Genomic DNA, 26,153 nt, shown 5'->3' with positions numbered 1-26,153 from the left:
AAGGGCCACCGACGGTGGCCCTTTTTGATTGCGGGGTTTTCCGGGACACCGTAGGTGTCCCGGAAAACCCCGCACCCCGGTATAAAATAAGAAAGGCCTGTCCTTGCGGACAGGCCTTCGTTATATAGAAGAAGTTGAGATTACTTTTTCATGTACATTACTTCTTTCACCAGTTTCACGGTACGCTCAATATCAGGGAGGTACAGTTTAACCAGGTTCGGAGCGTAGTGCATAGGCGCATCAACAGCAGTGATACGACGGATAGGAGCATCCAGGTAGTCGAAACCTTCTTTCTGGATACGGTAAGTGATTTCAGAAGAAATACTTGCGAATGGCCATTGCTCTTCAACAATTACCAGGCGGTTGGTTTTCTTCACTGATTCCAGGATGGTGAACCAGTCCAGCGGACGGATGGTACGGAGGTCGATTACTTCTGCTTCGATACCTTCTTTAGCCAGTTCTTCAGCGGCGCCGAGTGCTACTTTCATCATTTTGTTGAAAGAAACGATGGTAACGTCTTTACCGGCACGTTTGATATCAGCTTTACCGATAGGGATGATATATTCCTCTTCAGGAACTTCACCCATATCACCGTACATCTGCTCAGATTCCATGAAAATAACCGGATCGTCGTCGCGGATGGCAGCTTTAAGGAGACCTTTCGCATCGTATGGGTTAGATACGGATACTACTTTCAGGCCTGGTATATTGGCATAATAGCTTTCAAAAGCAGTAGAGTGTTGTGCACCCAGCTGACCAGCGGAACCGTTAGGGCCGCGGAAAACGATAGGGCAACCAACCTGGCCACCACTCATTGCCAGCATTTTTGAAGCAGTATTGAGGATCTGATCCAGAGCCAGTACAGCAAAGTTCCAGGTCATAAATTCAACTACCGGACGGAGACCGTTCTGTGCAGCACCAACACCGATGGCAGCGAATCCGAGTTCAGCAATTGGCGTGTCGATAACACGTCTTGGACCAAACTCATCCAGCATTCCCTGGCTCACTTTATAAGCACCATTGTATTCGGCTACTTCCTCCCCCATTATGAAAACCCGTTCATCACGGCGAAATTCCTCCTGCAGGGCTTCTCTTAAGGCTTGTCTGAAAGCTATCTGACGCATGCTAATCTTAATAAAGTTTGAAAGTTAATTTGCCCGGTTTCATCCAAGGCAGGGCAAAAATATCGTTTGTTCATGAAAAAGCAAAGGAAAAAAAAGGAGGTAACACAAATCAAATATTTCATATATTTATATTTTCGTATTTAATTAGATTTCATACCCGATCAGATGATAACCATCACGATCCTTAGTCTGGCCTATTTAGCAGCCATTTCTTTTCGTATAAAACACGTTAAGTTCCCTGTACTGGAGCTATTAACCTGGAATATCCACATCGTTCTCATGGTACTGGCGGCACTCAGCCTCCTGCTCATGATCAATGGCTATGGCTTCAAAGGTGCCCAGACAGACCGCGTCATCCTGACCTTATATGCCGCAAGCGGACTGTTCCTTTATGGAATTTCCAAACCGGAAATCAATGCCCGGTATTATTACCTGGCAGGATTATTTGCCTTTCCGTTTGTATTATTAATTGGGCTTATACTACCATTTACCAGAACGCTCACCATCCTGGTAGCACTCAGCATCTATGGCGACAGCGACTATCACCGGTATAAAATCGATGACGACTTTGCCATCCAGACAAAATCCACAGGCATTCTTACCCGCTATCCTGTTTATAGTATGGTGGAAGATAAATATTGGTTTTTCGAGAAGGTGACACCGGAGATTATTGATCCAAAGGCGGCTCCGCAGGGTATTAAACTTACAAAAAGGGGTAACGACAGTGTCAGGATACAGTTAGTTACTTCAAAGGGTGGTACTTTATCAGTGGGTGGTACTCATGCTATTGATACCGTCATTTCATTAAAACAAGGGTATCTGCAATAATAATCGAAGGGATGGGGGAAACCGGGTTAGTATTCAGACAACTTATAATACTCTAAATTAAGAGGATCAAGTGCATTAAAGTAGCCCTGGATACAATGGGGATTTCTAATACAAATCTGAATATGAGTTTTCTCCCTAAAACCTAAACCTGGATATATCGGCTTGCCTTCTAAAAAAGGAGCACGAATTGCGTCAAATCCTTTTACACCAATTTCCTCATAATAGACATGCAGTGAACTAAAAACTGCACAATCCAACTCACGTAAAACATTATCAACATCACTACCAACAGGACTAAAATTTTTAGGTAGAGAAAAATTGTACTTTTCGGCAATCTTTGTAAGTCTGAGATATGCGTCTTTCACGATTCCCAGGCTCATTGGATCTGTAAGATCCAAACAACGACCCAAGTCCAAAATAGCTCCCAAAACTGCAGGTTTCGTTATCAGGCCACGACCACGGTGTGGTTGACTCTGAATACCCTTTGCATAACTAAGTGCAGATTTAGGGCTACCTTCCCAAAAATAAATTCCATGTCCCAACCAGTCGTACCTGTTTGTACTTGGGCGCAAATTTGTTTCTCCAGCAAGAACTGCTGTAAGCGTGGATGCATCGCATCCATGAAAACCTGTCATTACTTTCATTTTCTTTTAAATTGGTTTAAAGATTTGTAAGGCTCAGTAAAATTTGCATTCTCGTCCATAATGCCCGCACGAATTAAGTCCCTCAAACCTATTGAAGGATCTAATTCAATTTGAGCGTCACGGCACTCAAGAAATTCTCTGAGTTTTCTTTGTTCTTCCAGTTCAGTTGCTCGCCAGTCAACAAAACCATTTTCATTGACTACAACTTCGATTAATTTTTTTTCCATTTGCTAAATATTTTAGTAATTCAAAAGTAGTCAAAAATATAACATCACAAAAAATATTTTTGTTAATCGTTTGTGATTATAATTCAATTATTTATATGATAATTTGGGTATCAAAATGATCCTCAAATTATCATTCTGGCAGGCATAAAAAAACCTGCCCGGAAACGGGCAGGTCACTCAATAATTAAAATATTGCTTCTAAACTTTTTCAATAATAATTGCGCTGGCACCACCACCACCATTACAAATACCCGCTACACCGTAACGGCCATTTTCCTGGTGAAGGATGGAATTGAGCGTCACCACAATACGGGCACCGCTGCAACCAATAGGATGGCCCATCGCCACTGCACCGCCCCATACATTCACCTTTTCCATCGGTAATGCCAGATCTTTGGCGTTAGCAATAGGTACACAGGAAAATGCTTCGTTGACCTCTGCAAAGTCCATGTCAGTGATTTTCAGATTGGCCTTTTTCAACGCATTGTTGATGGCCTTCACCGGCGTAGTGGTAAACCACTCCGGCGCCTGAGAAGCATCTGCAAAGCTGATGATCTTAGCCAGCGGCTTCAGCCCCAGCTCCTTCACCTTTTCACCGCTCATCAGCACCACTGCAGCTGCACCATCATTAATATTGGAGGCATTCGCCGCCGTAATAGTGCCGTCTTTCTGGAAGGAAGGCTTCAAAGAAGGCATCTTCTCAAAAATTACCTTTTTATAATCCTCATCTTCCGAAACAGTGACAACCTGTTTGCCAGGAATCTCTACCGGAATAACTTCTGATTTATAGTAACCCTTTTCCCAGGCAGCTGCCGCACGCTTATAACTCTGCGTAGCGTATGCATCCTGGTCTTCACGGGTGATGTGATATTCTGTAGCACAAAGCTCCGCTGCATTACCCATGTGGTAATCTTTATAAGGATCCCACAAACCATCACGGATAATACCGTCGATGATATTGCCATGTCCCAGTCTGTAACCAGTACGGGCTTTATCCAGGTAATAAGGAGCCTGGCTCATACTTTCCATGCCACCGGCAACAACTACGTCGTTGTCGCCCAGCATAATGCTTTGCGCCCCCAGCATAATCGCTTTCATACCGGAAGCACATACCTTGTTAATGGTGGTAGCAGGGATCGTGTCCGGCAAACCCGCACCCAGACTAGCCTGCGTTGCCGGCGCCTGTCCCAGGTTAGCACTGAGCACATTACCCATATATACTTCGTTTACCTGATCTCCGGCAACACCTGCCTTTTCCAACGCTGCTTTAATTACCGTAGAACCCAGCTTAGTAGCTGAAACACCGGATAAACCGCCGTTGAATGAACCTATTGGTGTGCGTACCGCAGATACTATATATACTTCTTTCATCTGATAAAAAAGATTGTTTGGCTTATGTTGTTAATCTCCAAATATAACGAAATTCAAGAGGAAGACCAGCGGCCAGAGAAGGCTTCGAAAAACATTATGAAAATTTATGTTTTTGTTAGATTTCCGCAAAGATTTTGCCGGATAGGTGAAGAAATTATGCTACCCGAATGGTTTACCCGAATGGAATCGAAACCTGCGGTTTCGATTCCATTCGGGATTTTTTCTCCCGCGCGGAGCGCGGGAGCTCTTTGCGATCTGTGAATATAATGTCCATTATAATAGACATTTTGGCTTATGTTTGCAGTTGATTTTTTGAATTCGTGATCACTCAGAACACCATACAACAGATTCTCAACCGCATAGATATTGTGGATATTGTTGGTTCGTTCGTTAAGCTCAAGAAGCGTGGTGCCAACTATCTTGGCAACTGCCCTTTTCACAACGAAAAAACCCCTTCCTTCACCGTATCACCCAGCAAAGAGATCTATAAATGCTTCGGTTGCGGCGTTAGCGGCAACGCGATCAGCTTCGTCATGGAGCATGAAAAATACTCCTATGTAGAAGCACTGAGATGGCTCGCACAACGATACCAGATCGAAGTAGAAGAAACAGAAGTCAGCGCAGAACGGAAACAACAACTCCAGCTGGCCGACTCCCTCTATATCATCAACGGTTTCGCCAAAGAATATTTTGCTGATACCCTCTTCAACTCCGAAGAAGGCCAGAACGTTGGCCTCAGCTATTTCGAAGAACGTGGGTTCACAGAAGAAACGACCCGTAAATTCCAGCTGGGCTACTGCCTCAATACCCGCGATGCTTTCGTTAAAGCAGCCACGGCAAAAGGCTACAACCTGGAATACCTGCAAAAAACAGGTCTGGTCACCATCCGTAATGAACAGCCCGCTGATAACTACCGCGGACGCGTTATCTTTCCCATACACAACCAATCCGGTAAAGTATTGGGATTCGGCGCCCGTATCCTCGTTAAATCAGACAAGGCGCCCAAATACATCAACTCTCCCGAAAACGAGATATACGTTAAAAGTCGCGTCCTGTACGGGACCTACTTTGCACGCCATGCCATCGACAAGCTGAATGAATGTTTGCTGGTGGAAGGCTATACAGACGTTATCTCCCTGCACCAGGCAGGCGTGGAAAACGTTGTGGCCTCCAGTGGTACTTCCCTTACCCAGGACCAGCTACGATTGATAAAAAAATATACCAACAACCTCACCATCATCTATGATGGCGATGCTGCCGGTATAAAAGCCGCCTTACGTGGTCTGGATATGGCCATTGAAGAAGGCCTTAACGTAAAACTGGTGCTGCTGCCGGAAAAAGAAGACCCGGACAGCTACATACAGCGCATAGGAGCAGTCGCATTCCGCGAGTTCATTGAAGAAAACAAGCAGGACTTCGTTCTCTTCAAGCTGCAGATAAGCATGAAGGACGCCGGCAACGACAGCGTCAAGAAATCACAGCTGGTAAACGAAATCGCCGAAACCATATCCAAAATTGATAAGGCGGAAGACTTTACCAAACAGCAGGACTATATCCGTCAGTGCAGTCAGGTACTGAAAATTGACGAGCAAGGCCTGATACAGCTGGTAAATAAATTCATCCGGGAACGCATTACCAAAAGGGAACAGACATCCCGCAACAATAATAACGCCCCTGACGACGACCTCAGCGATGAGGCCATCGCAGCCATGGAAGCCATGGCCGAAGCAGAAGCCGGCTATACTGCCGAGAATCTCTTCAACAAAGATGAAAAACAGGAGAAAGAACTGGTAAAAATACTCCTGCGCTTCGGCGATAAGCCTTTCAGTGACGAAGCACAGAATACGGTAGCAGACTATGTATTTCATCTTCCCTATGATTTTGAATCATTGGTAGACAGTGAGCTGGTAAAACGTATTCTCCGCGAATACAAACGCATTTACGACGAAGGAAATATTCCTGATAAAAAATGGTTCCTGTACCATGAAGACCAGGACCTCTCCAAAAACATTGCCCTCATCCTGGAAGACAGGGAAGCTGATTTGAGCCTGAACTGGAAGGAAAGGTTTGAAATTGACACCGTATATGGTGATAATGCGTACTTAAAAGACACGATTTCTACCAGTAACTATTTGATTTTAAGGAAGATAAAAAAGATGCTGGTAGAAAACCAGGAAGAAGCTGGCAGACTGAGTGATTATGAGGAGATTAAGCGTTGTATGGAGTTACACCAGCACCTGAAGCAGCTCGAGAAAGAACTGACCCAGGGGCTGGGTACTGTTATCTTTAAATAGTTATTACTTATCTTCTTTCCCAGATCTGGAAAGCAAAAGGATATTGATTTTTCTCATCGGCCTCGCGGCGGTCTTCACTAACGAGTTTCCAGATATTTCCATCAATTTCCGGGAAGAATGCATCCCCTTCTACGACTGCGTATACCCGTGTCAGGTAGATCCTTTGCACCAGTGGCATAGCGATATCAAAAATCTGTGCGCCCCCTGTGATAAAGAGTTCGGAGCCTTCGAAGGTATTGGCCGAGTCCAGGGCTGCCTGCAGGGAATCAACCACGATAACGCCTTGCGGTTCATAGTCCGGCTGCCTGGTGATCACGATATTCGGACGGTTAGGCAGGGGCTTGCCCAGCGATTCAAAGGTTTTACGTCCCATGATAATGGGCTTACCTGTAGTTGTATTTTTGAAATACTTCAGATCGTCCGGGAGTCGCCATGGCAACTGGTTGTTGATACCGATGGCGTTGTTTTCTGCCGCGGCAACAATAATTGAGATGGTTTTCATAAGCGATGATTATACTGCTACAGGAGCTTTAATAGCCGGGTGAAACTGATAATTCTGCAATTCGAAGTCTTCGAATTTAAATGCGAAGATATCTTTCACGTCCGGATTGATTTTCATTGTTGGTAATGGAAACGGCTGGCGGGTAAGCTGCAGTTGTGCCTGTTCCATGTGGTTGCTGTAGAGATGTACATCTCCGAAGGTATGTACAAAATCGCCTGCATCCAGGTCGCATACCTGCGCCATCATCATGGTGAGCAGCGCATAGGATGCGATATTGAAAGGGACACCCAAGAAAACGTCGGCACTACGCTGGTAGAGCTGACAGCTGAGTTTACCACGGGTTTCGCCTTTGGCTGTATCAGGAGGCGTCACATAAAACTGGAAGAGGCAGTGGCAGGGGCTTAACGCCATGTCTGGCAGGTCGCCCACATTCCAGGCATTTACGATGATCCTGCGGGAGTCGGGGTTCTTTTTGATGGTATTTACCGCTTCGGTGATCTGATCGATCACTTTACCATCGTGTGACTCCCAGCTGCGCCACTGTTTGCCGTAAACAGGTCCGAGATCGCCATCGGCATTTGCCCATTCGTCCCAGATGCTTACGCCATGTTCTTTCAGGTAAGCGATATTGGTATCTCCCTTTAAAAACCACAATAACTCGTAAATGATAGATTTCAGGTGCAGTTTCTTGGTTGTCACCACAGGAAAGCCTTCCTGGAGGTTAAAGCGCATCTGATAGCCAAATACGCTGGTAGTACCGGTGCCGGTACGATCCGTTTTAACTACTCCCTGATCTATGATATGTTGTAATAAAGATAAATACTGGTCCATAAGGCGGCAAGATACGAAGAAAAAAAATCCTTGAATGCGGGTTAATAATATAACATAATTCTCTCAAATAAAAAAAATCAGAATTGATGCATTTTTCGTAATCTTCAGAAATAATTCCAAAACCGTAACAGCGAAGGTTACGACTATACGAAGATAACATTGTGACCCTGTATTTTGTGTGCCAGAACTCATCACATCAAAAACAAATTAGCTTTAAGAGAATAGAACGCCGAACTTAAGCCATCAGATCAGCTTTATTGACGATCGAATTCAGTTTTAAGTACAATTCACGTGACCCTGACAGTGTGTTTGCCAGCACCTCAAGACAACAACATCAGCTTTAGAGAAAAGGAACAAAGCCCTCAGCCAGAACATTAGACCTGTAAAGAATTATTATCAGTTTAAAGACCAAAATCTAGTTTTCCATTATTAGCTAAAATGACCTGACCACTTTAGAACGGATCGTCCAGGATGATCTCTTAATCACATATTTACCAATCTACATTTACTATGCTTCTACCTAAACTCACCCTCCTGGTGACTTTACTGGCATGTAGTACCCTGTTGTTTGCACAGCAGAATATTACAGGTAAAGCACAGGATGCGGTCAACGGACACCCATTACCGGGTGTGACTATCCGGATTCCCAACACTAATCATGGCACCGTCACCGACGCAGAAGGGAAATTCAGTATTTCTTCCCCCACCGCCAGCACAACATTGGTATTTACCTATACGGGATATAAAACCCGTACCATGAATGTAGCTGCAGGCAGTGGACCTTTAGTGGTAAAGCTCGATGAAGATTTCGCCCGCCTTGATGAAGTAGTGGTGACTGGTATGGCCACCACGGTCAAAAGACGAAACCTTGCCAACGCCGTAGCTACCATCTCGGCAAAAGAACTCAGTGGTACGGCCCCGGCACAGACCTTCGACGCTGCACTTAGCGGAAAAATCCCCGGCGCCCTCATTACCGCTAACTCCGGCGCTCCCGGTGGCGGTATCTCCGTCAAATTACGTGGTATCACCTCTGTTTTCGGTAACTCACAGCCACTGTACATCGTAGACGGTGTATTCTTCAACAACAGCAGTATTCCCGCAGGCCTCAATGATGTCACCGGGGCAGCAACTGCCGGGAATCCTAACAACCAGGATAACCCTTCCAGTCGCATTGCAGACCTCAACCCTAACGATATTGAAAACATCGAGATCCTCAAGGGAGCCTCTGCAGCTGCACTCTATGGCGCCAAAGCAGCAGCCGGCGTGGTAATCATCACTACAAAAAAAGGTAAAAGCGGTCAGACAAAAATTTCCGTCAACCAGGAAACCGGTTTTGTAAAAGTAAGACACCTGATGGGTGTACGCGCCTTTACTGCCGAAACGGCTGCCGACCTCGCAGGACCCGCGTCCAGCACAGATCCGGCAGTGATTGCAGGTAGAGCCAATTACAGTGCATTGTTCAAGGCAGCACAAAGCGCCGGCAAAATTTATGACTATGAGAAAGAACTCTATGGTCAGACAGGCATGATCTCCAATACCAATATTGCGGTAAGCGGAGGCTCTGAAAAAACAACCTTCTATCTCTCTGCCAACAGAAGAAAAGAAGATGGTATCATTAAAAATACCGGCTATCTCAACAGTTCCGTACGCCTCAATATCGATCATAAAATTTCTGATCGTGTATCCCTGAGCGTTACCACAAACTATATCAATTCATCGGCAGACAGAAGTATTACCAATAACGACAACAACGGCGTAAGCTTAGGAGTGGCCCTATCTTCCACACCAGGCTGGGTAGATCTTCATCCTGATGCCAATGGTATCTATCCGAACAATCCCTTTGCTGCCAGTAACCCGCTGCAAACAAGGGATAAGATGACCAACAATGAGCTCACCAATCGCTTTGTGGGCGGTGGTACATTAGACGCCATCTTCCAGCAGAATAAAGTATCTACGACCAAATTACTAATCCGCGGTGGCGTGGACTATTTCAACTTCAAAACAGCGGCCATTTTCCCGCGTGACCTCCAGTTTGAAGCCAGTTCTACATTAGGCCATAGTATCCAGGGTAACACCAACAACATGAATACCAACCTGGCCGGTATGCTGATCAATACCTTCAATCCCAACAGCAACGTAAATCTGACCAGTACCTTAGGCGCCACCTACGAAACCGGTAATTTCGACAATATACAGGTCAGTGCCACCAACATCACCAATGGCCAGACGAACGTAGACCAAAGCGGCAACAGCACCCCGGGACAATTCCGGCAGAAATACAGGGACAACGGTATCTTCCTGCAGGAAGACCTTACACTGATAGACGCCCTGACACTGAGTGGCGGCGTGCGTTTCGACAGATCTACCAACAATGGCGACTACCTTAAATTCTATACTTTCCCTAAAGGTGCCTTTTCCTGGAACCTTGCCAAAATGGGCTTCTGGCATTCCGGTACGGTGGATAACCTGAAGATCCGCGCGGCATATGGACAGTCAGGAAACGTACCTCCTTACGGCAGTAAGTTTACCAGCATGAAATCCAGCAATATCGATGCGTTGCCCGGTATTCTGACCGATAACCTCAGAGGAAACGCGGATATTAAACCTGAAAGGCAGACCGAGCTGGAATCAGGTGTGGATGTGAGTTTCCTGAATGGACGTATCAGTCTGGAAGCCACCTATTACAATAAGAAAATCTATGATATGCTGCTGCGTCACGTATTACCGGCATCTTCCGGGTATGTGAGTGAGTGGAAAAACAGTGGCGACCTGAGCAACCAGGGCGTGGAACTGGGCCTGACAGTTATCCCTGTCAATACTGCTAAAGTGAAATGGGTATCCAATATCAACTGGTGGAAAAACAAATCCAAAGTGACCAAACTGACCATTCCTCCATTTGCGATCGGTGCTTTTGGTAACTCCCTGGGAACTTTCTATATGGAAGAAGGAGCTTCCGCCACACAGATCAAAGGTATAACTGCAGATGGTTCCTTAAAGGTGATAGGAAACAGCGAACCTAAGTTCCAGATGAGCTGGTTCAACGAAGTGACCTTACTGAAAAATCTGTCTGTACGTTTTCTGCTCCACTGGAAAAAAGGTGGTGATAATATCAACCTGACACAACTGCTGACAGACCTCGGTGCTACCACATTTGATTATGACGATATGATAGGCGGACAGAAGGCTGGTGTATACCGTTCCGGCGCCGGCGATGCTTCTATTTATGTACAGGATGCTTCGTACATACGCATCCGGGAAATAGGTGTCTATTACAACATCCCATTGACCAAAGTCAAATACATTAAAGGCTTGCGTGTGGGTGTATCTGCCAATAACTTCTTCACCTGGACAAAATATGTGGGCTATGATCCGGAAGTATCCAACTTCGGAAGCAATACCATTACCACCACACAGAGTCGCGGTAGTAACGGGCTTTCAATGGGTGTAGATGTTATGCCTTATCCTGCATCAAAAAGGGCCAGCTTCCATATTGGTGTTGATTTCTGATCCTTTCTGTCCAGTTAAAAAATATTCTTATGACAAAACATCATTTTTCAATAAGACAGCTGCTCGTTGTTGGCCTGATGACGTTATGCCTTGCCTGTCAGAAAGGGGAAATCACCAGTTTGAATACCCCTACCACCGGAGATATCACCAAAAATCCGAGTAAGAGTGACCTTAACAACCTCGTATCAGGCGCGGAATCGGGGCTACGACAAAACATAGGTTTCTACATGGACGATATTGGTATTATTGGCAGAGAGATCTACCATTTTTCCAGTTCTGAGCCCAGGTATACCACTGATTTACTGGGTGGTGGCAGCAAGGTACTGGATAACAATACCTTTTACCTGACCAACCCATGGTCCGCCCGATACCAGGTAATCCGGCAGGCATACCTGATTTTAGAGGGGGCCAAAAACAGCACCAGTATCAGTGATGCAGAACGTAAGGGTTATACCGGTTTTGCCAAAACCCTGATTGGTTATCAGTTATTACTAAACCTTACGCTTACCGATGCCAATGGTATCCGTATTCCTTCAGCAGATCCGAGTGCCATTGGGCCGGTGATTACCAATGTGCCTGCTGCACAGGATAGCATTCTGAAGTACCTCCAGGACGGGGCTACCGATCTTTCAGGCGCTGCTGTTGTCTTTTCTTTGTCACACGGATTCAGTGGCTTTGCGGATGCAGCAGGATTACTGAAATTTAATAAAGCAATTGCCGCGAGAGTAGACGCTTACCGACAGAACTGGGCGGCAGTATTAACAGACCTGAACGGCTCCTTTTTCGACCTGAATGGCTCTTTTACAACCGGCGTTTATCACTTCTTCTCTACCAACGGAGGAGACCAGACAAATCCCCTGTACTTACCGCTTAATAATACCGGTGAAATCAGGGCGGCACATCCTTCTTTTGCGACTGATATCATTGCCGGCGACGACAGGATCAATAAAACAGCGGTGCGTGCCGTAATAGCCAGTCAGGCGGGTTTAAGCAGCAGCCGGGACGTAAATCTCTGGTCTTCGCTGAGTTCGCCTGTGACGATCATCCGTAATGAAGAATTGATTTTACTGTATGCAGAAGCAAAAATCCAGCTGGCACAATTTCCGGATGCCATCGTAGCCTTAAACAAGATCAGGACCGGTCATAATCTGCCACCGTACCCCGGAGCGAGTACACCATCAGCACTGATTACAGAGCTGTTGTATGAGCGTAGATATTCATTGTTTATGGAAGGACATCGCTGGATAGATTTAAGAAGATATAATCTTTTGAATACTATTCCGATAGACAGACCCGATGATGATGTATGGAGTAAGTTTCCGCTTCCGCAGAGCGAAGTGAATATATAACCCTGCCCCGTTTTTACTTGCCATAATTAAAAAGACCGTCTCTACCAGGTAGAGACGGTCTTTATCATATTCAGTATTCACAATTTTAAATGCCGCGTCTTTTCATTTCCTTGCGGATAAGACCTAATTCGCGTCCCATCTGGCCGGCAATGGAAGTATTTTCCTGTGCACGACGGATCAGGTAGGGCATTACGTCTTTTACAGGGCCGTAAGGCAGGTATTTTGAAACATTATAGCCTGCGTGTGCCAGGTTGAAGGTGATGTTATCGCTCATGCCCAGCAGCTGGGAGAAGCTCACTCTGTCTGTGTTATGTGGCACCTCTTTCGCATGGAGCAACTTAGCAGCCTGCATACAGCTGTTTTCGTTGTGTGTACCAACAAATAATCCCAGTTTATCCAGGTTATTCATACAAAAAGCAACACCTGCATCGTAATCTCTGTCCGTAGCTTCTTTGCTGGGCTGGATCGGCGTAGGGTAGTTGTTTTCTGCCGCACGTTTATTTTCTTTTTCCATGTAAGCACCGCGAACCAGTTTGGCGCCGAGCAGGTAATCACCTTTCACGGCTGTGTCCAGCGATTTTTTCAGGAATTCCAGTCTGTCGTGGCGGTACATCTGGAAGGTATTGAAAATGATAACTTTTTTCTTGTTGAAGAGGGACATCATTTCGTCGGTCAGATCGTCTACCGGCTGTTGAATCCAGGATTCTTCCGCGTCTACGAGGATACCTACATTATGGAGTGCAGCAGCTTCCGCGATAGCATGTACACGTTTGCGGACACGTTCAAATTCCTGTTGTTCTTCAGTGGAAAGCGGCGTTTTTGCATGGATCTTTTCCAGGAGACTGAAACGGGCAAAACCGGTAATTTTGATCGCGATAAAAGGAATATCAGGACGGGAAGCAGCATATTTGATCGCACGTACAAACTCCGGTACAGCATGATCGTAGTTTTCCTCACCTTCCATGGCTTCCACACCGTAATCCAGTGCTACACCTACATGGTAGTTTCCCAGCTGTAATGCTGTGTGAGCAGCTTCTTCCAGTGTTTCACCACCACAGAATTGTGAGAAGATGGTATTTTTAATGATTCCTTTGATCGGTAATCCCAGTTTGAATGCGATGGGAGTAAACGTGGCGCCTAATTTAACAAGCCAGGGTTTCCCTATGTTAGAGAAGAGAAAGTTGGCTTTTTTCAGGTCTTTGTCGGTTTTTGCCTCAAATGCAATAGCCGTATTATCGAATGATAAAGATAGCTGCTTTTCCATGGGCCGCAAAGTTAGGGTGGTCCGGTAATTCAAACAAAAAACATTCAAACAGGGAAATAAGTTTTTAACAGCGTATACGGAAATTGTCTATTGCTTCGCAGAAATTGGAAAAGGTGGCACTTCCCATGCTGTTTAAATTTGCGTACTTTTAGGACTTTTCCTTTGCATACAAAAATACTGGTATATGCCATTTAAAATTGATACCTGCTTTTCTATACCTTTTCTCCGGAATACCGGCGTTTTACTCCTTTTAGGCCTGGCTGCCTGTCATAACCCTGCCCAAAAGGAGAACAAACAGGCTGGCCTCGCTGAATTTGAAACACCAGGGAGCAAGTATCAGACTTATTCCGGGGAAACCGGCGCCAGGAAATATATAACGCTTCCAGACAGCTCTACAGTTATCCTCAATTCCGCCTCTACCCTATCTGTACCGGATAACTATCAGCAGGGCCACCGCAGGTTATTACTGGATGGCGATGCCTGGTTTGAAGTAAAACCTGATACCGCAGTATTCAGTGTGGTTACCGATAAACTCACCACCGAAGTATTAGGCACCAGTTTCAGAGTACGTAGCTTTACCAGCCAGCAGGGTGCAACGGTTCATCTCTACACCGGAAAAATTAAGGTGAGCAAATCTTATCATTCATCTACCGACAACCAACCAGAAATACTGGAAACGGGACAAATGATACTTGCCAATAAGGAAATTGACCTGATGGAAAAAGAAACCTATAAGCCGGAAGAAGCCAGGCTTTGGCTGGCAGATTCGCTACAGCTCAATGGCAGCGCCAACATGATGTTCTGGCGTACGCTGGAAGACTGGTATGGCGTAGATATCAGCGTTACCGGCAACGGCGGCGGCAATAGTGAAGTACATGAACTTTTCGTGAAAGCCACCCTGCAACAGGTGCTGGATAAATTAAGCAAACAGCTCCAATTCAAATACACCATTACTGAAAATAAAGTGACGATCAAATATTGATCGTCACCAGTTATGCTGATAATATTTTAAGCTTTAAACTATTCGCTACGGAGACTCCTGATAGGGTTCATCATGGCGGCTTTGGCACTCTGTAAAGAGACGGTTACCGCAGCAATGAGTAAGGTCAGGAAAATAGCGGAAACAAAGGTCATCACCGACAATTCTGTATGAAAGCGGAAGTCTTTGAGCCAGTTGCTCATCAGCCACCAGCTCAGCGGTGCGGCAAAAGCAAAAGCCAGCAATATCAGTCTTCCAAACTCTTTTCCAAACAGCCAGAGTATTCCTGAAACATTACTGCCCAGGACCTTCCGGATACCTATTTCCTTTCGTTTCTGCGCCACCATGAAGGTTACCAGGCCATACAGGCCCAGGCAGGCGATGAAAATAGCGATGAACGAGAATATGCGGATAATTTGCAGCATATCTGTTTCCGTCTGGTAGAAGTAGCCGATATAATCATCCAGGAACTTGTAGGTATATACTTTTTCGGGGTACATAGTGCTCCAGGTCTTTTCTATGGCCGGCATGATCGTGGAAAGCTGACTGGCATTCACTTTCACGGCATAATCCTGGTACATATTTGGCAATGTGGTAAAGGCAACCGCACCGATGTCTTCGTGCAGGGAACGGTCGTGAAAATCAGCCACTACGCCAACGATCGGGGCGCTGGCAGACTCGCCGGCAAATACCATTGACTTCCCAATGGCCTGTTCGGGAGAAGTCAGTCCCAGCTTACGTAGCATCGTTTCGTTAATAATCATCTCCCTGGCAGAATCAGCTTTAAAGAGATTTTTGCCTGCTATCACTTTCAGGCCGAAAGCAGCGAAATAATGTTCATCAATACTTTTAATACTGACCCTGAAATCTTCGTCTTCACTTCTGTTATCGAAGCGGATACTGTTATTCCAGGCCGTTTCGGAAGATGGCGCAGCATAGCACAGCGAAACCTGCTGTACGCCCGGGATTGCCGCCAGCTGATCGCGGAGGGAATACATACTGATATCAGGGTTCTCTGATGCCCTTGGCACCATCACCACCGCCTCTTTATCGAAGCCCAGATCGAACTGGCGGGTATAGCTCATCTGGCGGGAAATCACCAGCATGGCGATGATCAGTACCAGCGAAATAGAAAACTGTAATACGATCAGGCTTCTGCGGGTGTTAAAACCACCAATCTGCTGCATGGAAAGTTTTCCTTTCAAAGCCGCCACGGGCTTGAATCCGGAAAGAATCAGCCCGGGATAGGCGCCGGCCATGAAAGTTACCATAACCATCATCAACAGCAGGAAACCTGGCAGTGCCGGGTCTTTGAGGAGATTAAGCTGAATTTGCGCATGGAATAAATCATTCACTTTCGGCATGGCCGACATCGCGATAAATACCGCTGTCAGTGTAGCCGCCACCGTTATTAGCCCTGTTTCGGCAATAAACTGCCAGAACAGCTGAAAACGCTGGCTGCCCAATGCTTTCCGGATGCCAACTTCTCTCGACCTGCCCAGCGCCTGCGCTGTGGCGAGGTTAATGAAGTTAATGCATGCCGCTATGAGCAGGAATGTTCCGATAAGGGATAATACCCAGAGATTTTTCTTCTCCATGGCGCCACCGTAGCGGCTATCGAAGTGCATGTCGGACAGTGGCTGTAATTTATAGTGATGCACATTTTTGTTGCCCGCTCTGAATTTAGGCACATAGGCGTCCATGTCTTTCTCCATTGCAGCGATGCTGACATCAGGGCGCAGCAGTGCATAACACTGTAAATCGGAGGAAATGCCGCCCCAGGAGTCGTTATGCAGGTACCATTCATTGTAGGTCCTGATGGTTTGCCAGGAGGCAACTACTTGTGCACGCAGGTCGGTATTTACCGGAAGATCTTTTAAAACGCCGGTCACACGTACCGGGATAACATTATCCAGGCGCATTACTTTACCTACCACATCGGTGGTACCAAAGAGACGGCGTGCAGCCGTTTCCGTTATAACAGCCGTATTAGGTTCTGCCAGCACATCTTTTTTATTGCCGCTTACCAGGGGAAGATTAAATATCTGGAGAAAAGAAGGCTCCGCATAAATAAAGTCGCGTTCATTGGATTTAGTGAGGCCTTTTGTAGTTTGCACGGTCACCAGCATATCCTGTGCAGATACGGTTCTGGCAATCGCTTCAGCATAGCTGTAATCATTACGGACGGCGAGTCCTAGCGCCGGAGGCACACTGCTGCTGTAATTAATTTTATCTCTATGCTGTTCTGTGACTATTCTGTAAATCCTGTTGGCGTTATGGTGGAAATTATCAAAGCTCAGGTGGTATTTCACCATTGAAAATACGATGATGCCACAGGCAATACTGACTGCGAGCCCTGCTACATTCAGTGCCCCATAAACCTTGTATTTTAACAGGTTCCTGAAAGCTATTTTTAAATAGTTTTTTATCATGACGATCATAGTTTGTTAAAACGGATGATGAAGTCTTACCAAATAAATGCCTATATAATCATCTCAATAAATCAACAAAATATAAATTATATATAAATATAAAATGTTCAATATCTGACAGCAGGTGTTCATTTCAGGACAAGGTAAAAAATAAAGAGGGTAAGGAGATGTATCCTTACCCTCTTTAGGAGCATCTGTAATATAATGGTTTAGCTCAGGGTTGCGCCCACACGCTGGAGCAACGCTTTTGTTTTACGGATACCGTCTTCTTCTGAGAGGCGTTCGCCTTCATATTCAATACCGATATGTCCGGTATAACCGGCTGCCTTCACAATTTTCAGCATATGGGTATAGTCGATGGTAGTTTCTTCGCCCTGGTCGTTGAAGTCATATGTTTTAGCGCTGACACCTTTGGCGAAAGGCATGAGTTCAGTAACGCCATCGTAGCGGTCATATTCCTCGAGGCATTTGGTTTTCGCCCAGGCTTCCGGCGTATTATTTTCCGGTTTGGAGCGTTTGATGCAGAAGTTGCCCAGATCCGGCAATGTGCCGCAGTTAGGCATATTAACCGACTTCATGATATTACTTAACCATTTACCATTGGAAGAATTTCCTCCGTGGTTTTCTACGATTACGTTGATACCATGGTCTTTTCCGAAGGAAGCCAATTTAGTCAGCGACTCCACCACTGCTTTGGCGACATCGTCCGCATTACCCTCTCCTGCTGCATTTACGCGGATGGCGTGGCAGCCCAGGAATTGGGCAGCTTCTACCCATTTATAATGATTTTCCACGGCCTGCAATCTTTTCTTCGCATCCTGGTCGCCCATTTCACCTTCACCATCGCACATGATAAGTACGCTTTTAACACCGTTATCGTCGCAACGTTGCTTCATCTGCTGCAGGTAGTCCTTGTCCTTCGCTTTGTCTTTAAAGAACTGGTTAACATATTCTACTGCGTGGATATCAAATTCTTTTTTAGCACGCAGCGGGAAGTCGAGGTGATTCATTTTCCCTGCAAACAGTGCCTTATGGAAGGACCATTCTGCCAGTGATATTTTAAAGAAAAGCTCTTTATGCACATCAGCGGCAGACTGTGTACTATCTTTCTTTTCTCCGGTATTGGAAGGATTCCCGTTATTACAGGCAGCTAGCAGCGAGGGGAAAATGCCGAGTCCCATGGTAGCGAGTCCCATCTGGCGAAGGAAATCGCGGCGGTTGTTGGAATTACTCATATAACGTGGTTTTGCTTATGCTTAAATATAAGCAAAATCGAAAGGATTTTATTTTCTATTACATGAGTGAATGGCTCGCAATTGTTCTTACGTTTTTACCCTCCGGAAAAGATTGAGGGCGCCGCTGGCGCCCTCAATCTTTTCCGGAAATTGCGTCCTCCTGCGGAGGGCGCAATTTCCGGAAAAACCAATAAAACAGGTAACAGACTATTTATTTGCCCACACTCTATGGAAATAAACATAGGAAACGGTCAGTACAACCATCACCGCGAGCGGAGCTAATGCATGCAATGGATCAATCAGTATAAAGTTACCAATGAATGCAGAAATCAATGATATACCGAAACCAACATAAGCCCATTCTTTGAAGCGTGCAGGCACCATAGGCAGTATCAGCAGCAGTCCGCCAATGAGCTTACCAATGCCCAGTTCCACACCAAACCATGCAGGGAATCCCATGCCTCTGATACCATCTTTCGCCATCTGGCTGTTGAACATGATAGCTGGTACGGAATCCATCAAAACAAACAGAGAGGTAAATACCCAATACAGTACTTTATCTTTTTTAAGGGTGCGGGAAGTGTTCACTAAGGTTGTCATAACAAATAGTATTAACAGTGATTAAATTCAGTTGCTGACACAAAAATAATCACTGTTATCATCTTGCATGGGTAGCTACTCAGACAATAAATGGGTGTATTGCGACATTATCTGCGGAGCAACAATTCCTCTACCGCTTCAGCATAGGCGGCGCCAATGGGAATAGGCATTTCCGTGATATAAAGTGCGTTTCTGTCTGCCCGCTCTATTTTATTATTTGAGACAATGAATGAGCGGTGTACGCGTGTGAACAGCCCTTCCGGCAAGGCATCCATGGCTTCCTGCATTGATAACCTGGATAACAGTTTTCTGTCTTTCAGCACAAAATTCACGTAGTTTCCGGCACTTTCGAGGTACAGGATATCTTCCAATATTACCTTAAACTGCTCGTATCCACTTTTTACAAAGATGTAATCCGGCACTTCCTTTACGGGCATTGACTTCTGCTTCAATAACCAGAAGTTATGCACTTTATTACATGCTTTAATGAATCTGATCAGGGAAAATGGCTTCAGGAGATAATCGATGGCATCTAACTCAAAACTTTTAACTGCATGTTCGGAATAGGCGGTGGTAAACACGACCATTGGGGGTTCCGGCATACTGCTGATAAAATCGAGACCGGAGATATCCGGCATTTTTATATCCAGAAAGATGAGGTCTACCTTTTCTTTACTCAGAAAATCCATCGCCTCGAAGGCATTGGTAAAATACCCTTTCACTTCCAGGTATGGCACCATGGCCGCGTGATTTTTTATCACGGCCAGGGCTACTGGTTCATCATCAATTGCGATAGCGGTAAGTTTCATATACACATCGTTTACCTGTCTGTAAGTTAGGCTATTAACGGATTTTGCCTAAGAATAATTTGCCGGCTTGGTGCCAGAATTGTTTATAGGGTCTGTTTTCGCGTTGTTTCCATTCGCGTACCAGTTCATCTGCCTGTTGTTTGCGCATTTGAGCGGTTTCTTCGAAGAGGTAGTCCAGTACTTCCTTATCAGCAGCGGTAGCAGCTTCCTGATAATGCTCGAGGAGTTCCCTTCCTTTTTCCCTTTCCAGCTGGGCGGATGCGATTCCCTGCGCAGTAGCAGCAGCCAGTTTTTCATCGTATTCACCTTTTGGCATCAGCAGCTTGGAGAGCATAGGCATGATTTCAATGAGGGTGATGATAAAAACGATCAGGCGATACCGTTGCTGAAGTGGCGGATGAGCGGCTGTGAGGTCGTGGAGGGCTTCCGTTTGCGCCAGGAAGCCATCCGTAAGCGTAGTCGTATAGGCCACTACTTTGAGGCTATCGCTGGTTTTCATGTCGTTTAGCTGCTTTTGCAGATTGGTCTGCTGTGGGGCCAGCTGCTTACGCATGGCGGTCAGTTCATCTTCGGCACCGAGCCAGGCGGTCTTTTTTACACGGGCAACCGCCTGTTCGCCAATTCGGCCGGAGCCGCCGGTACCATCTGTTTCCTTAATGAAGGCATCTTTATAGCCTTTGGTATCTTCTTCTTTCTGTTTCAATTGCTGGTCGAGTTTATCCACCTGCTGCTGTAAGGCATCGTGCTGTACGGCATTCTGCTTCACCAGCTGTGCTTTAAAATCATCCAGTTTCGTTTGTTTATTGATTTCCAGCTGGGCTTTAATATCCTTGCTGAACAACATCAATACAACAGGTTGGGAGATGAACAACCCGATAGTAATAGCCAGTACCAGCCTGAATATGACCGGCAACCATTTGTTGTTGCCATTACTGCGTGTCATGGCAGCAATCAATGTACGGTCTATACTCAATATTGCGAAGCCAAAAAACAGGGCCAGCGCCAGTACGATCATATCATCATTGACGATGGTGGAGAAGAAATATCCCCATGCGATCGTGGCAAACATCCAGGTTACAAATACTGCAATACCAATGATCCTGTAGCGTTCCTTTTCAGTTTTACATTCTTTCAGTATATCCCCGTCAGCGGCTGCCAGCCACCAGAGAAACCTGGTGAGGCCATCGGGCTCATTTTCCGTTTGCTGATTTTTTTCCGTAGTTTTCATATGTATTAATTAACGACAATAGTCAGATGCACAAAGAACCCTGTAGATGTTTGCCTGATACTCAGGTCATGTTTGCCGGGATAAAGCAATGCCAGTCTTTCCCGTACGTTATTCAGGCCTATGCCCATGCTATCTCTCTCAGGGTCATTTTCAGGGCGGGCATGTACGGTATTATATACATCAAAGAATACTTCCGTTGCGGTACAACTCAGTGAAATAACGATGCTGGAGCGGTTACGCAGACTAATACCATGTTTAAAGGCATTCTCCACAAAAGGTATCAGCAGCATCGGCGCAATTTCGTGGGTACAGTCGGTTTCATTGATATTTACTTCTATTTTAATATCCGGAGATTCCATTACACGGAGTCGTTGCAGGTCAATGTAATTCTGCAGATATGCTACTTCTTTTTCCAGCGATATTTTTTCCAGATGATTATCGTGCAGCATAAAGCGCATCATATCACCCAGCTTCTGAATACCTTCACTGGTGCGGGGTGCATCTTCCTGTAAGGCAGTACCATAGAGGGTATTGAGTGCATTGAACAGGAAGTGCGGATTGATCTGCGTACGTAGAAAATCGAGGTTAGCGGATGATTGGCCGAGTGCTACTTTCAGTCCTGTTACTGCCTTTTGGTTCAGTTGACTTTTAAAGAAGAACCAGCTGAGCGGGAAGCCTACCGTTGCGGAAAGCAGTACGCCTACCAGTGCAAAAGGTACAATGGGGTCTCCGCCTATTTCATTTCCCCAGATTATCAGCACCATCATCATAACTACGAAATTGATAGCCAGGATATAGATGATCAGGTCGCGGGTCAGCTTGGCTTTATTTTTATGGGTTTCAAACTCGGGATATATTTTGTATTGTGTAAAGAAGAATAACGCAGCTGCTACCGGGAAGAAAAACATGATAACACTTGACAGGCGCCAGTCATTGATGGTAACCAGCAGCACAACCCACACGGCAAATGCAATCAGTACTTCCCTGGCGATCTTGTTGGGAAATATTTTCCTGACAGCATAACTATGGCCATAAGTAAAGTAAATCTGTTTGATTGCATAATAAACCGTATAGAATACCGTGTAGGCAACAGTTAAGCGGAAAGCCATCTTTGCAAACTGCATATGTGCACCACGTATAGTTTTATATTGGCCCAGCATATATCCATACCTATAGGAATTACTTACCATCAACAGGAAGAACATAAATGTAACGGTGGAGAGGATTAGGAGGCCTCCCAACACCCATTTATTTTTTTCCAACAGTTTAGGAACCACTATAAAGTTGACCAGCAGAAAGCTGAGGTATATGACTACTATTTTGATTAATACAGGCAGAAAATAGTGGAGATAGTAATCATATATCTGGTGATACCGGGCGAATTTTTCCGGGATACCGCCCATATTATATCTTTCATAGTGGATATCACCGTTCATGAGGGAGGGACCAATGAGGCTAAAGAGTGCCAGCAGGAAAATGCCGGTTGCTACGCCGAATTCAATTTTTCGTATTTTTTGCTGATCCATAGTGGGTATATGCTATTTGAGAGCAATATTAAGTAATACGGAATGGCGTAAAAGAAAAAAGGGATGAAATCGCGGATATCTGGTATGAATATACCGAAAGTGCGCCTCCTTTGATTTCTGGACGGCGATATGTAATTTAAAGGCCTTAACCACGTTAAAAAATGGCCCATTCAAATCGTAGAAAATTTCTAGGTACGGCGGCCGCCCTATGTGCAGGGGCCGCTACCGCTTCAGCCACGTCCATGGCTGGCACAGACAATAAAAAGCCTTTGGTACACCATGTATTTTTCTGGCTTAAAAACCCACAATCCCGGGAAGACAGGGATAAACTGGTAGAAGGGGTTAAAACCCTGAAGGGAATTGAAACAGTACAGCAAATACATGTAGGCGTACTGGCAGAAACAGAAAAACGGGATGTGGTTGATGGCAGCTGGCAGGTATCAGAGCTTATATTCTTTAAAGATCTGGCCGGGCAGGCAACTTATCAAACACACCCCATTCATCTGGCATTTGTCAAAAACTATAGCCATTTATGGGAAAAGGTGGTAGTTTATGACGCAATGACGGTATAGGTATTAGAATGGCGGCATAGGTATTACTCTTGTTGGCGGCTAATTCATTGACCAGCCCTCCGAGGGATTGCCGGAGATAATATCGTTTTCATCGCGGCTGAATTCATGACCGAAGTTTTCGCTGTAGGCGGCATAGCCAATAAAGCTGATCTCTTCGGCTTCGGCATCACAGGTAGCTTTAGCGGGATTACTGTCGATCATCCGGAAGTATTCCTCTCCCATCCCGACGATAAATCCGCGGCAATAGAGGAATCCATCATCAGAACCATCTGTATAAAAATGGATTTCCTCTCTGTCTATCTGGTGAAGTTTAGCTTCCATGATACGGATAAACGCCACCAATGCAGGTTTCTCAAGGGCTAACAATCTTTTTTTCAGGTATAGGGCTACATCAGAGCTGAGAATTTCGCTCAGTTCAAAAATAAGGTCCGGTTCATTGGTTTTCAGGCCGGTTTTGCGTAGTACGTCTGCCGGAGGAATATCTTTCCAGGCGGCATCTATTATAGACCAGAATTGCTGTTCAGTCATATTCGTCTGTTGATTACAAGAGCAAAATTATGACCGCCATACGCAGTGGAATTGCGTAGTGAAATAAACCTGCTGTGCAAACGAAAAAAAGTTTTCTATATTAGTCGCACGGAAATTCTTTAATTATCATCATTCCACGCAAAATACAGGCTGTATACAGTCTGTCATAAAATGCACTCAATCTGAAATTATGAAAAGAAGTTATCTGCTTTTTGCCCTGCTTTCATGTGGCGTATTTACAGCACAGGCGCAGGACAAACCCAAACCGGAAGACACAGAAGTATGGGAGCCGGCTCCTAAAGTTGTCACGCCCGGCAAAATCGATTTTCAAAGCGCTCCCGGTGATGCCATCGTACTCTTCGATGGTAAAAACCTGGACGAATGGGTATCTGTTGCCGACAGAACCAAACCCGCCAACTGGATCGTAAAGGACAATATCTTTACCGTAAATAAATCTGCGGGAAATATTGAAACAAAAAGATCATTCAATAACTACCAGCTGCATATAGAATGGCGTGTACCGGCCAACATCACCGGTAGCGGCCAGGCCCGTGGCAATAGTGGATTGTTCCTCGCCTCCATCGGTGATGGTGATGCGGGCTACGAGCTGCAGATCCTGGATGCCTATAATAACAAAACATATGTAAACGGTATGGCCGGCAGTATCTACAAACAGTTCATTCCACTGGCCAATCCTGCCCGCAAGCCTGGAGAATGGCAGGCTTATGATGTTATCTGGACAGCTCCCCTCTTCAACGAAGATGGCAGCCTGAAATCACCGGCACGCGTTACCGTTTTCTTCAACGGCGTACTGGTACAGAATAACACAACCCTGCTGGGGCCTACCCAATATATCGGCAAACCCAGCTATAGCAAAGCCCATGGCGCCTCTCCTATCAAGCTGCAGGCACACGGCGATAAAAGTGAACCACTCAGCTTCCGTAATATCTGGATAAGAGAACTATAATCTTTCTTACTCACGGTAATGCTTATACGCTGTAAAAATCGTATGCATACTACAAATAATTCCGGCCGGGCAACAAACTGTTGTCCGGCTTTTTTGTTTAGTAGGTTATAGTAAGATGATTACCATGGCAAATGCGGATATCAAAGTAGCGATTGTATACCAGGCCCACCCGGCCCCTGCCGTCAATGGCATTATCAAGCCGCCAAAGCCCGGCGGCTACGCCGATAGCGGAGCCGATATCGCCTATGCGCTGAAAATACAACAGATCAACGTCATCACACCAGTGCCCAACCCCTACGTGGATAAGGATACAGACTGGGTATTCCCCGATACCGAACATGGCATTGCACATGCGATCGAAAAAGGTGCCACCTGCATCTGGCTCAATACGGTCCTCTATGCCGATCACCCCATTGCAACCTTCCTCAACAGAGGTATACAGGTAGTAGGCCAGCATCCGGTACTCAGCGGCATGTACGATGATAAATGGGCTACCGCCGAACTGTTGAAAGATAACGACCTGCCTGTCCCCCATGCAGAACAGCTTCATTATGAAGATTTCATTGCCGGTGTCAGGAAAATGCATTTCCCTATGGTAGCAAAGCCTATTCGCGGCCGCGGCAGCGAAGGTGTGGCCCTTATCAGAAATAAACAGGAATACCAGTCCGTACTGACAGCCATGTTCCAGACAGACCGCTATGGTACTACCATCTATCTCGAAAAATACCTTCCCGGCGAAGAAGTAACCATTACTGTAATGCCGCCAGGCACATATACGCTACAAGGCAGAACAGTAAAAAAAGAAACACCCTGGTGCCTCCCTGCCGTGAAAAGATTTAATCACCACAACGGCATAGCTCCCTATAACGGTACGGTGGCTGTAATCCATAACAGCACAGTTCTCAATGATAAGGAAGAGGCTGATCTTCGTATTCAGCAACTTTATACCCAATGTGCAACAGCGGGAAAACTGGTGGGAATGCGGGCCCCCATCCGTATCGACAGCCGCGCTGATGAAAACGGCAACTATTTCCTTTTCGACCTCAATATGAAACCTAATATGACAGGGCCTTCCCGACTGCATCGCCATGATCAGGACAGTCTGACCGCCCTGGCAGCCCGAAAAATCGGCTGGAGCTATCCCGAATTACTGGTAAATATGCTGGGGCAACACTGGGGACTTTGATTTTAATCAGATTTTACTACCTTTGCACCACTATGTGATAACCACTCTCCCACATATATAGCGCAACGCTTATACGCAGGCCATTCCGGTCCTGCTTTCTCATAATATATATTTCTTAATCAAAAATTTACTGACATGAAACTCACATGC

General features: G+C 45.7%; 22 protein-coding genes. 8 read left to right on the top strand and 14 right to left on the bottom strand.

The window, feature by feature from the left end; genetic code table 11:
* Window positions 1-140: 140 nt before the first annotated feature.
* Window positions 141-1,124 (bottom strand): pyruvate dehydrogenase complex E1 component subunit beta, encoded by a 984-nt coding sequence (locus F3J22_RS09495; protein WP_167016477.1) that lies wholly within the window; start codon window positions 1,122-1,124, stop codon window positions 141-143.
* A 165-nt stretch (window positions 1,125-1,289) separates the two neighbouring features.
* On the opposite strand from F3J22_RS09495, the gene F3J22_RS09490 reads away from it, so the two are divergent.
* Window positions 1,290-1,952, top strand: a complete 663-nt coding sequence (locus tag F3J22_RS09490; protein ID WP_167016475.1) for a hypothetical protein — start codon at window positions 1,290-1,292, stop codon at window positions 1,950-1,952.
* Between the two features lie 26 nt (window positions 1,953-1,978).
* On the opposite strand, the gene F3J22_RS09485 is transcribed toward F3J22_RS09490, so the two are convergent.
* From F3J22_RS09485 to F3J22_RS09475, 3 genes are all read right to left on the bottom strand, one after another.
* Window positions 1,979-2,596: a hypothetical protein gene (locus F3J22_RS09485; RefSeq protein WP_167016473.1), complete on the bottom strand. Its 618-nt coding sequence runs from the start codon at window positions 2,594-2,596 to the stop codon at window positions 1,979-1,981.
* A complete protein-coding gene (locus F3J22_RS09480; protein WP_167016471.1) occupies window positions 2,593-2,823 on the bottom strand; it encodes a hypothetical protein in 231 nt (76 codons plus the stop codon). The genes F3J22_RS09485 and F3J22_RS09480 overlap by 4 nt, the downstream gene beginning before the upstream one ends.
* A gap of 198 nt (window positions 2,824-3,021) precedes the next feature.
* The gene (locus F3J22_RS09475; RefSeq protein WP_167016469.1) at window positions 3,022-4,194 is read right to left on the bottom strand and encodes an acetyl-CoA C-acyltransferase; all 1,173 of its coding nucleotides are present in this window, start codon (window positions 4,192-4,194) and stop codon (window positions 3,022-3,024) included.
* Between the two features lie 320 nt (window positions 4,195-4,514).
* Between F3J22_RS09475 and dnaG the strand changes: the two genes are divergently transcribed.
* Window positions 4,515-6,488: a DNA primase gene (gene dnaG, locus F3J22_RS09470; RefSeq protein ID WP_167016467.1), complete on the top strand. Its 1,974-nt coding sequence runs from the start codon at window positions 4,515-4,517 to the stop codon at window positions 6,486-6,488.
* A 7-nt stretch (window positions 6,489-6,495) separates the two neighbouring features.
* Here the strand turns inward: dnaG and F3J22_RS09465 are convergent, their stop codons facing one another.
* A complete protein-coding gene (locus tag F3J22_RS09465; RefSeq protein ID WP_167016465.1) occupies window positions 6,496-6,990 on the bottom strand; it encodes a dihydrofolate reductase in 495 nt (164 codons plus the stop codon).
* A 9-nt stretch (window positions 6,991-6,999) separates the two neighbouring features.
* A complete protein-coding gene (locus F3J22_RS09460; protein WP_167016463.1) occupies window positions 7,000-7,821 on the bottom strand; it encodes a thymidylate synthase in 822 nt (273 codons plus the stop codon).
* Between the two features lie 510 nt (window positions 7,822-8,331).
* On the opposite strand from F3J22_RS09460, the gene F3J22_RS09455 reads away from it, so the two are divergent.
* Together F3J22_RS09455 and F3J22_RS09450 are read left to right on the top strand one after the other, a co-directional pair.
* A complete protein-coding gene (locus F3J22_RS09455) occupies window positions 8,332-11,328 on the top strand; it encodes a SusC/RagA family TonB-linked outer membrane protein (RefSeq protein ID WP_167016461.1) in 2,997 nt (998 codons plus the stop codon).
* A 29-nt stretch (window positions 11,329-11,357) separates the two neighbouring features.
* A complete protein-coding gene (locus F3J22_RS09450; RefSeq protein ID WP_167016459.1) occupies window positions 11,358-12,677 on the top strand; it encodes a RagB/SusD family nutrient uptake outer membrane protein in 1,320 nt (439 codons plus the stop codon).
* A gap of 85 nt (window positions 12,678-12,762) precedes the next feature.
* Here the strand turns inward: F3J22_RS09450 and F3J22_RS09445 are convergent, their stop codons facing one another.
* On the bottom strand, window positions 12,763-13,941 hold the full coding sequence (locus F3J22_RS09445; RefSeq protein ID WP_167016457.1) for a proline dehydrogenase family protein: 1,179 nt from the start codon (window positions 13,939-13,941) through the stop codon (window positions 12,763-12,765).
* 184 nt (window positions 13,942-14,125) lie between these two features.
* Between F3J22_RS09445 and F3J22_RS09440 the strand changes: the two genes are divergently transcribed.
* The gene (locus tag F3J22_RS09440; RefSeq protein ID WP_167016455.1) at window positions 14,126-14,923 is read left to right on the top strand and encodes a FecR family protein; all 798 of its coding nucleotides are present in this window, start codon (window positions 14,126-14,128) and stop codon (window positions 14,921-14,923) included.
* Window positions 14,924-14,961: 38 nt separating this feature from the next.
* On the opposite strand, the gene F3J22_RS09435 is transcribed toward F3J22_RS09440, so the two are convergent.
* The 6 genes from F3J22_RS09435 to F3J22_RS09410 all read right to left on the bottom strand — a co-directional run bounded on the left by F3J22_RS09435 (window position 14,962) and on the right by F3J22_RS09410 (window position 22,750).
* Window positions 14,962-17,352, bottom strand: coding sequence for an ABC transporter permease (locus F3J22_RS09435; RefSeq protein WP_167016453.1), 2,391 nt, complete (start codon window positions 17,350-17,352; stop codon window positions 14,962-14,964).
* 209 nt (window positions 17,353-17,561) lie between these two features.
* Window positions 17,562-18,587, bottom strand: coding sequence for a sugar phosphate isomerase/epimerase (locus F3J22_RS09430; protein ID WP_167016451.1), 1,026 nt, complete (start codon window positions 18,585-18,587; stop codon window positions 17,562-17,564).
* Window positions 18,588-18,794: 207 nt separating this feature from the next.
* Window positions 18,795-19,187, bottom strand: a complete 393-nt coding sequence (locus tag F3J22_RS09425; protein ID WP_167016450.1) for a DoxX family protein — start codon at window positions 19,185-19,187, stop codon at window positions 18,795-18,797.
* 107 nt (window positions 19,188-19,294) lie between these two features.
* Window positions 19,295-19,996 carry a LytTR family DNA-binding domain-containing protein gene (locus F3J22_RS09420; protein ID WP_167016448.1) on the bottom strand — a complete coding sequence of 234 codons (702 nt, stop codon included), beginning with the start codon at window positions 19,994-19,996 and terminating at the stop codon, window positions 19,295-19,297.
* Between the two features lie 34 nt (window positions 19,997-20,030).
* The gene (locus F3J22_RS09415; RefSeq protein ID WP_167016445.1) at window positions 20,031-21,224 is read right to left on the bottom strand and encodes a DUF4407 domain-containing protein; all 1,194 of its coding nucleotides are present in this window, start codon (window positions 21,222-21,224) and stop codon (window positions 20,031-20,033) included.
* 5 nt (window positions 21,225-21,229) lie between these two features.
* Complete coding sequence (locus tag F3J22_RS09410) at window positions 21,230-22,750, bottom strand: sensor histidine kinase (RefSeq protein ID WP_167016443.1); 1,521 nt, start codon at window positions 22,748-22,750, stop codon at window positions 21,230-21,232.
* Between the two features lie 161 nt (window positions 22,751-22,911).
* Between F3J22_RS09410 and F3J22_RS09405 the strand changes: the two genes are divergently transcribed.
* Complete coding sequence (locus F3J22_RS09405) at window positions 22,912-23,322, top strand: Dabb family protein (RefSeq protein WP_167016441.1); 411 nt, start codon at window positions 22,912-22,914, stop codon at window positions 23,320-23,322.
* A 39-nt stretch (window positions 23,323-23,361) separates the two neighbouring features.
* Here the strand turns inward: F3J22_RS09405 and F3J22_RS09400 are convergent, their stop codons facing one another.
* The gene (locus F3J22_RS09400; protein ID WP_167016439.1) at window positions 23,362-23,850 is read right to left on the bottom strand and encodes a DUF4240 domain-containing protein; all 489 of its coding nucleotides are present in this window, start codon (window positions 23,848-23,850) and stop codon (window positions 23,362-23,364) included.
* Window positions 23,851-24,040: 190 nt separating this feature from the next.
* Here F3J22_RS09400 and F3J22_RS09395 point away from each other — a divergent pair, with 190 nt between their 5' ends.
* Both F3J22_RS09395 and F3J22_RS09390 read left to right on the top strand, forming a co-directional pair.
* Window positions 24,041-24,817 (top strand): DUF1080 domain-containing protein, encoded by a 777-nt coding sequence (locus F3J22_RS09395; RefSeq protein ID WP_167016437.1) that lies wholly within the window; start codon window positions 24,041-24,043, stop codon window positions 24,815-24,817.
* A gap of 124 nt (window positions 24,818-24,941) precedes the next feature.
* A complete protein-coding gene (locus F3J22_RS09390; RefSeq protein ID WP_205195172.1) occupies window positions 24,942-26,003 on the top strand; it encodes an ATP-grasp domain-containing protein in 1,062 nt (353 codons plus the stop codon).
* Window positions 26,004-26,153 lie beyond the last annotated feature (150 nt).

Origin of the sequence: Chitinophaga sp. Cy-1792, from assembly GCF_011752935.1 — a bacterium.
In the GTDB taxonomy this organism is placed as follows: Bacteria; Bacteroidota; Bacteroidia; order Chitinophagales; family Chitinophagaceae; genus Chitinophaga.
This window is presented reverse-complemented; position numbering and strand designations above follow the sequence as displayed.

What these genes read in the sequence shown, in the direction of transcription:
- F3J22_RS09400 (WP_167016439.1), bottom strand. Translation starts at nt 23,850, where the DNA reads ATGACTGAACAGCAATTCTGGTCTATAATAGATGCCGCCTGGAAAGAT.
- F3J22_RS09405 (WP_167016441.1), top strand. Translation starts at nt 22,912, where the DNA reads ATGGCCCATTCAAATCGTAGAAAATTTCTAGGTACGGCGGCCGCCCTA.
- F3J22_RS09450 (WP_167016459.1), top strand. Translation starts at nt 11,358, where the DNA reads ATGACAAAACATCATTTTTCAATAAGACAGCTGCTCGTTGTTGGCCTG.
- F3J22_RS09475 (WP_167016469.1), bottom strand. Translation starts at nt 4,194, where the DNA reads ATGAAAGAAGTATATATAGTATCTGCGGTACGCACACCAATAGGTTCA.
- F3J22_RS09495 (WP_167016477.1), bottom strand. Translation starts at nt 1,124, where the DNA reads ATGCGTCAGATAGCTTTCAGACAAGCCTTAAGAGAAGCCCTGCAGGAG.
- F3J22_RS09410 (WP_167016443.1), bottom strand. Translation starts at nt 22,750, where the DNA reads ATGGATCAGCAAAAAATACGAAAAATTGAATTCGGCGTAGCAACCGGC.
- F3J22_RS09445 (WP_167016457.1), bottom strand. Translation starts at nt 13,941, where the DNA reads ATGGAAAAGCAGCTATCTTTATCATTCGATAATACGGCTATTGCATTT.
- F3J22_RS09430 (WP_167016451.1), bottom strand. Translation starts at nt 18,587, where the DNA reads ATGAGTAATTCCAACAACCGCCGCGATTTCCTTCGCCAGATGGGACTC.
- F3J22_RS09440 (WP_167016455.1), top strand. Translation starts at nt 14,126, where the DNA reads ATGCCATTTAAAATTGATACCTGCTTTTCTATACCTTTTCTCCGGAAT.
- F3J22_RS09485 (WP_167016473.1), bottom strand. Translation starts at nt 2,596, where the DNA reads ATGAAAGTAATGACAGGTTTTCATGGATGCGATGCATCCACGCTTACA.
- F3J22_RS09390 (WP_205195172.1), top strand. Translation starts at nt 24,942, where the DNA reads ATGGCAAATGCGGATATCAAAGTAGCGATTGTATACCAGGCCCACCCG.
- F3J22_RS09420 (WP_167016448.1), bottom strand. Translation starts at nt 19,996, where the DNA reads ATGAAACTTACCGCTATCGCAATTGATGATGAACCAGTAGCCCTGGCC.
- F3J22_RS09455 (WP_167016461.1), top strand. Translation starts at nt 8,332, where the DNA reads ATGCTTCTACCTAAACTCACCCTCCTGGTGACTTTACTGGCATGTAGT.
- F3J22_RS09415 (WP_167016445.1), bottom strand. Translation starts at nt 21,224, where the DNA reads ATGAAAACTACGGAAAAAAATCAGCAAACGGAAAATGAGCCCGATGGC.
- F3J22_RS09480 (WP_167016471.1), bottom strand. Translation starts at nt 2,823, where the DNA reads ATGGAAAAAAAATTAATCGAAGTTGTAGTCAATGAAAATGGTTTTGTT.
- F3J22_RS09435 (WP_167016453.1), bottom strand. Translation starts at nt 17,352, where the DNA reads ATGATAAAAAACTATTTAAAAATAGCTTTCAGGAACCTGTTAAAATAC.
- F3J22_RS09490 (WP_167016475.1), top strand. Translation starts at nt 1,290, where the DNA reads ATGATAACCATCACGATCCTTAGTCTGGCCTATTTAGCAGCCATTTCT.
- F3J22_RS09425 (WP_167016450.1), bottom strand. Translation starts at nt 19,187, where the DNA reads ATGACAACCTTAGTGAACACTTCCCGCACCCTTAAAAAAGATAAAGTA.
- F3J22_RS09465 (WP_167016465.1), bottom strand. Translation starts at nt 6,990, where the DNA reads ATGAAAACCATCTCAATTATTGTTGCCGCGGCAGAAAACAACGCCATC.
- F3J22_RS09460 (WP_167016463.1), bottom strand. Translation starts at nt 7,821, where the DNA reads ATGGACCAGTATTTATCTTTATTACAACATATCATAGATCAGGGAGTA.
- F3J22_RS09395 (WP_167016437.1), top strand. Translation starts at nt 24,041, where the DNA reads ATGAAAAGAAGTTATCTGCTTTTTGCCCTGCTTTCATGTGGCGTATTT.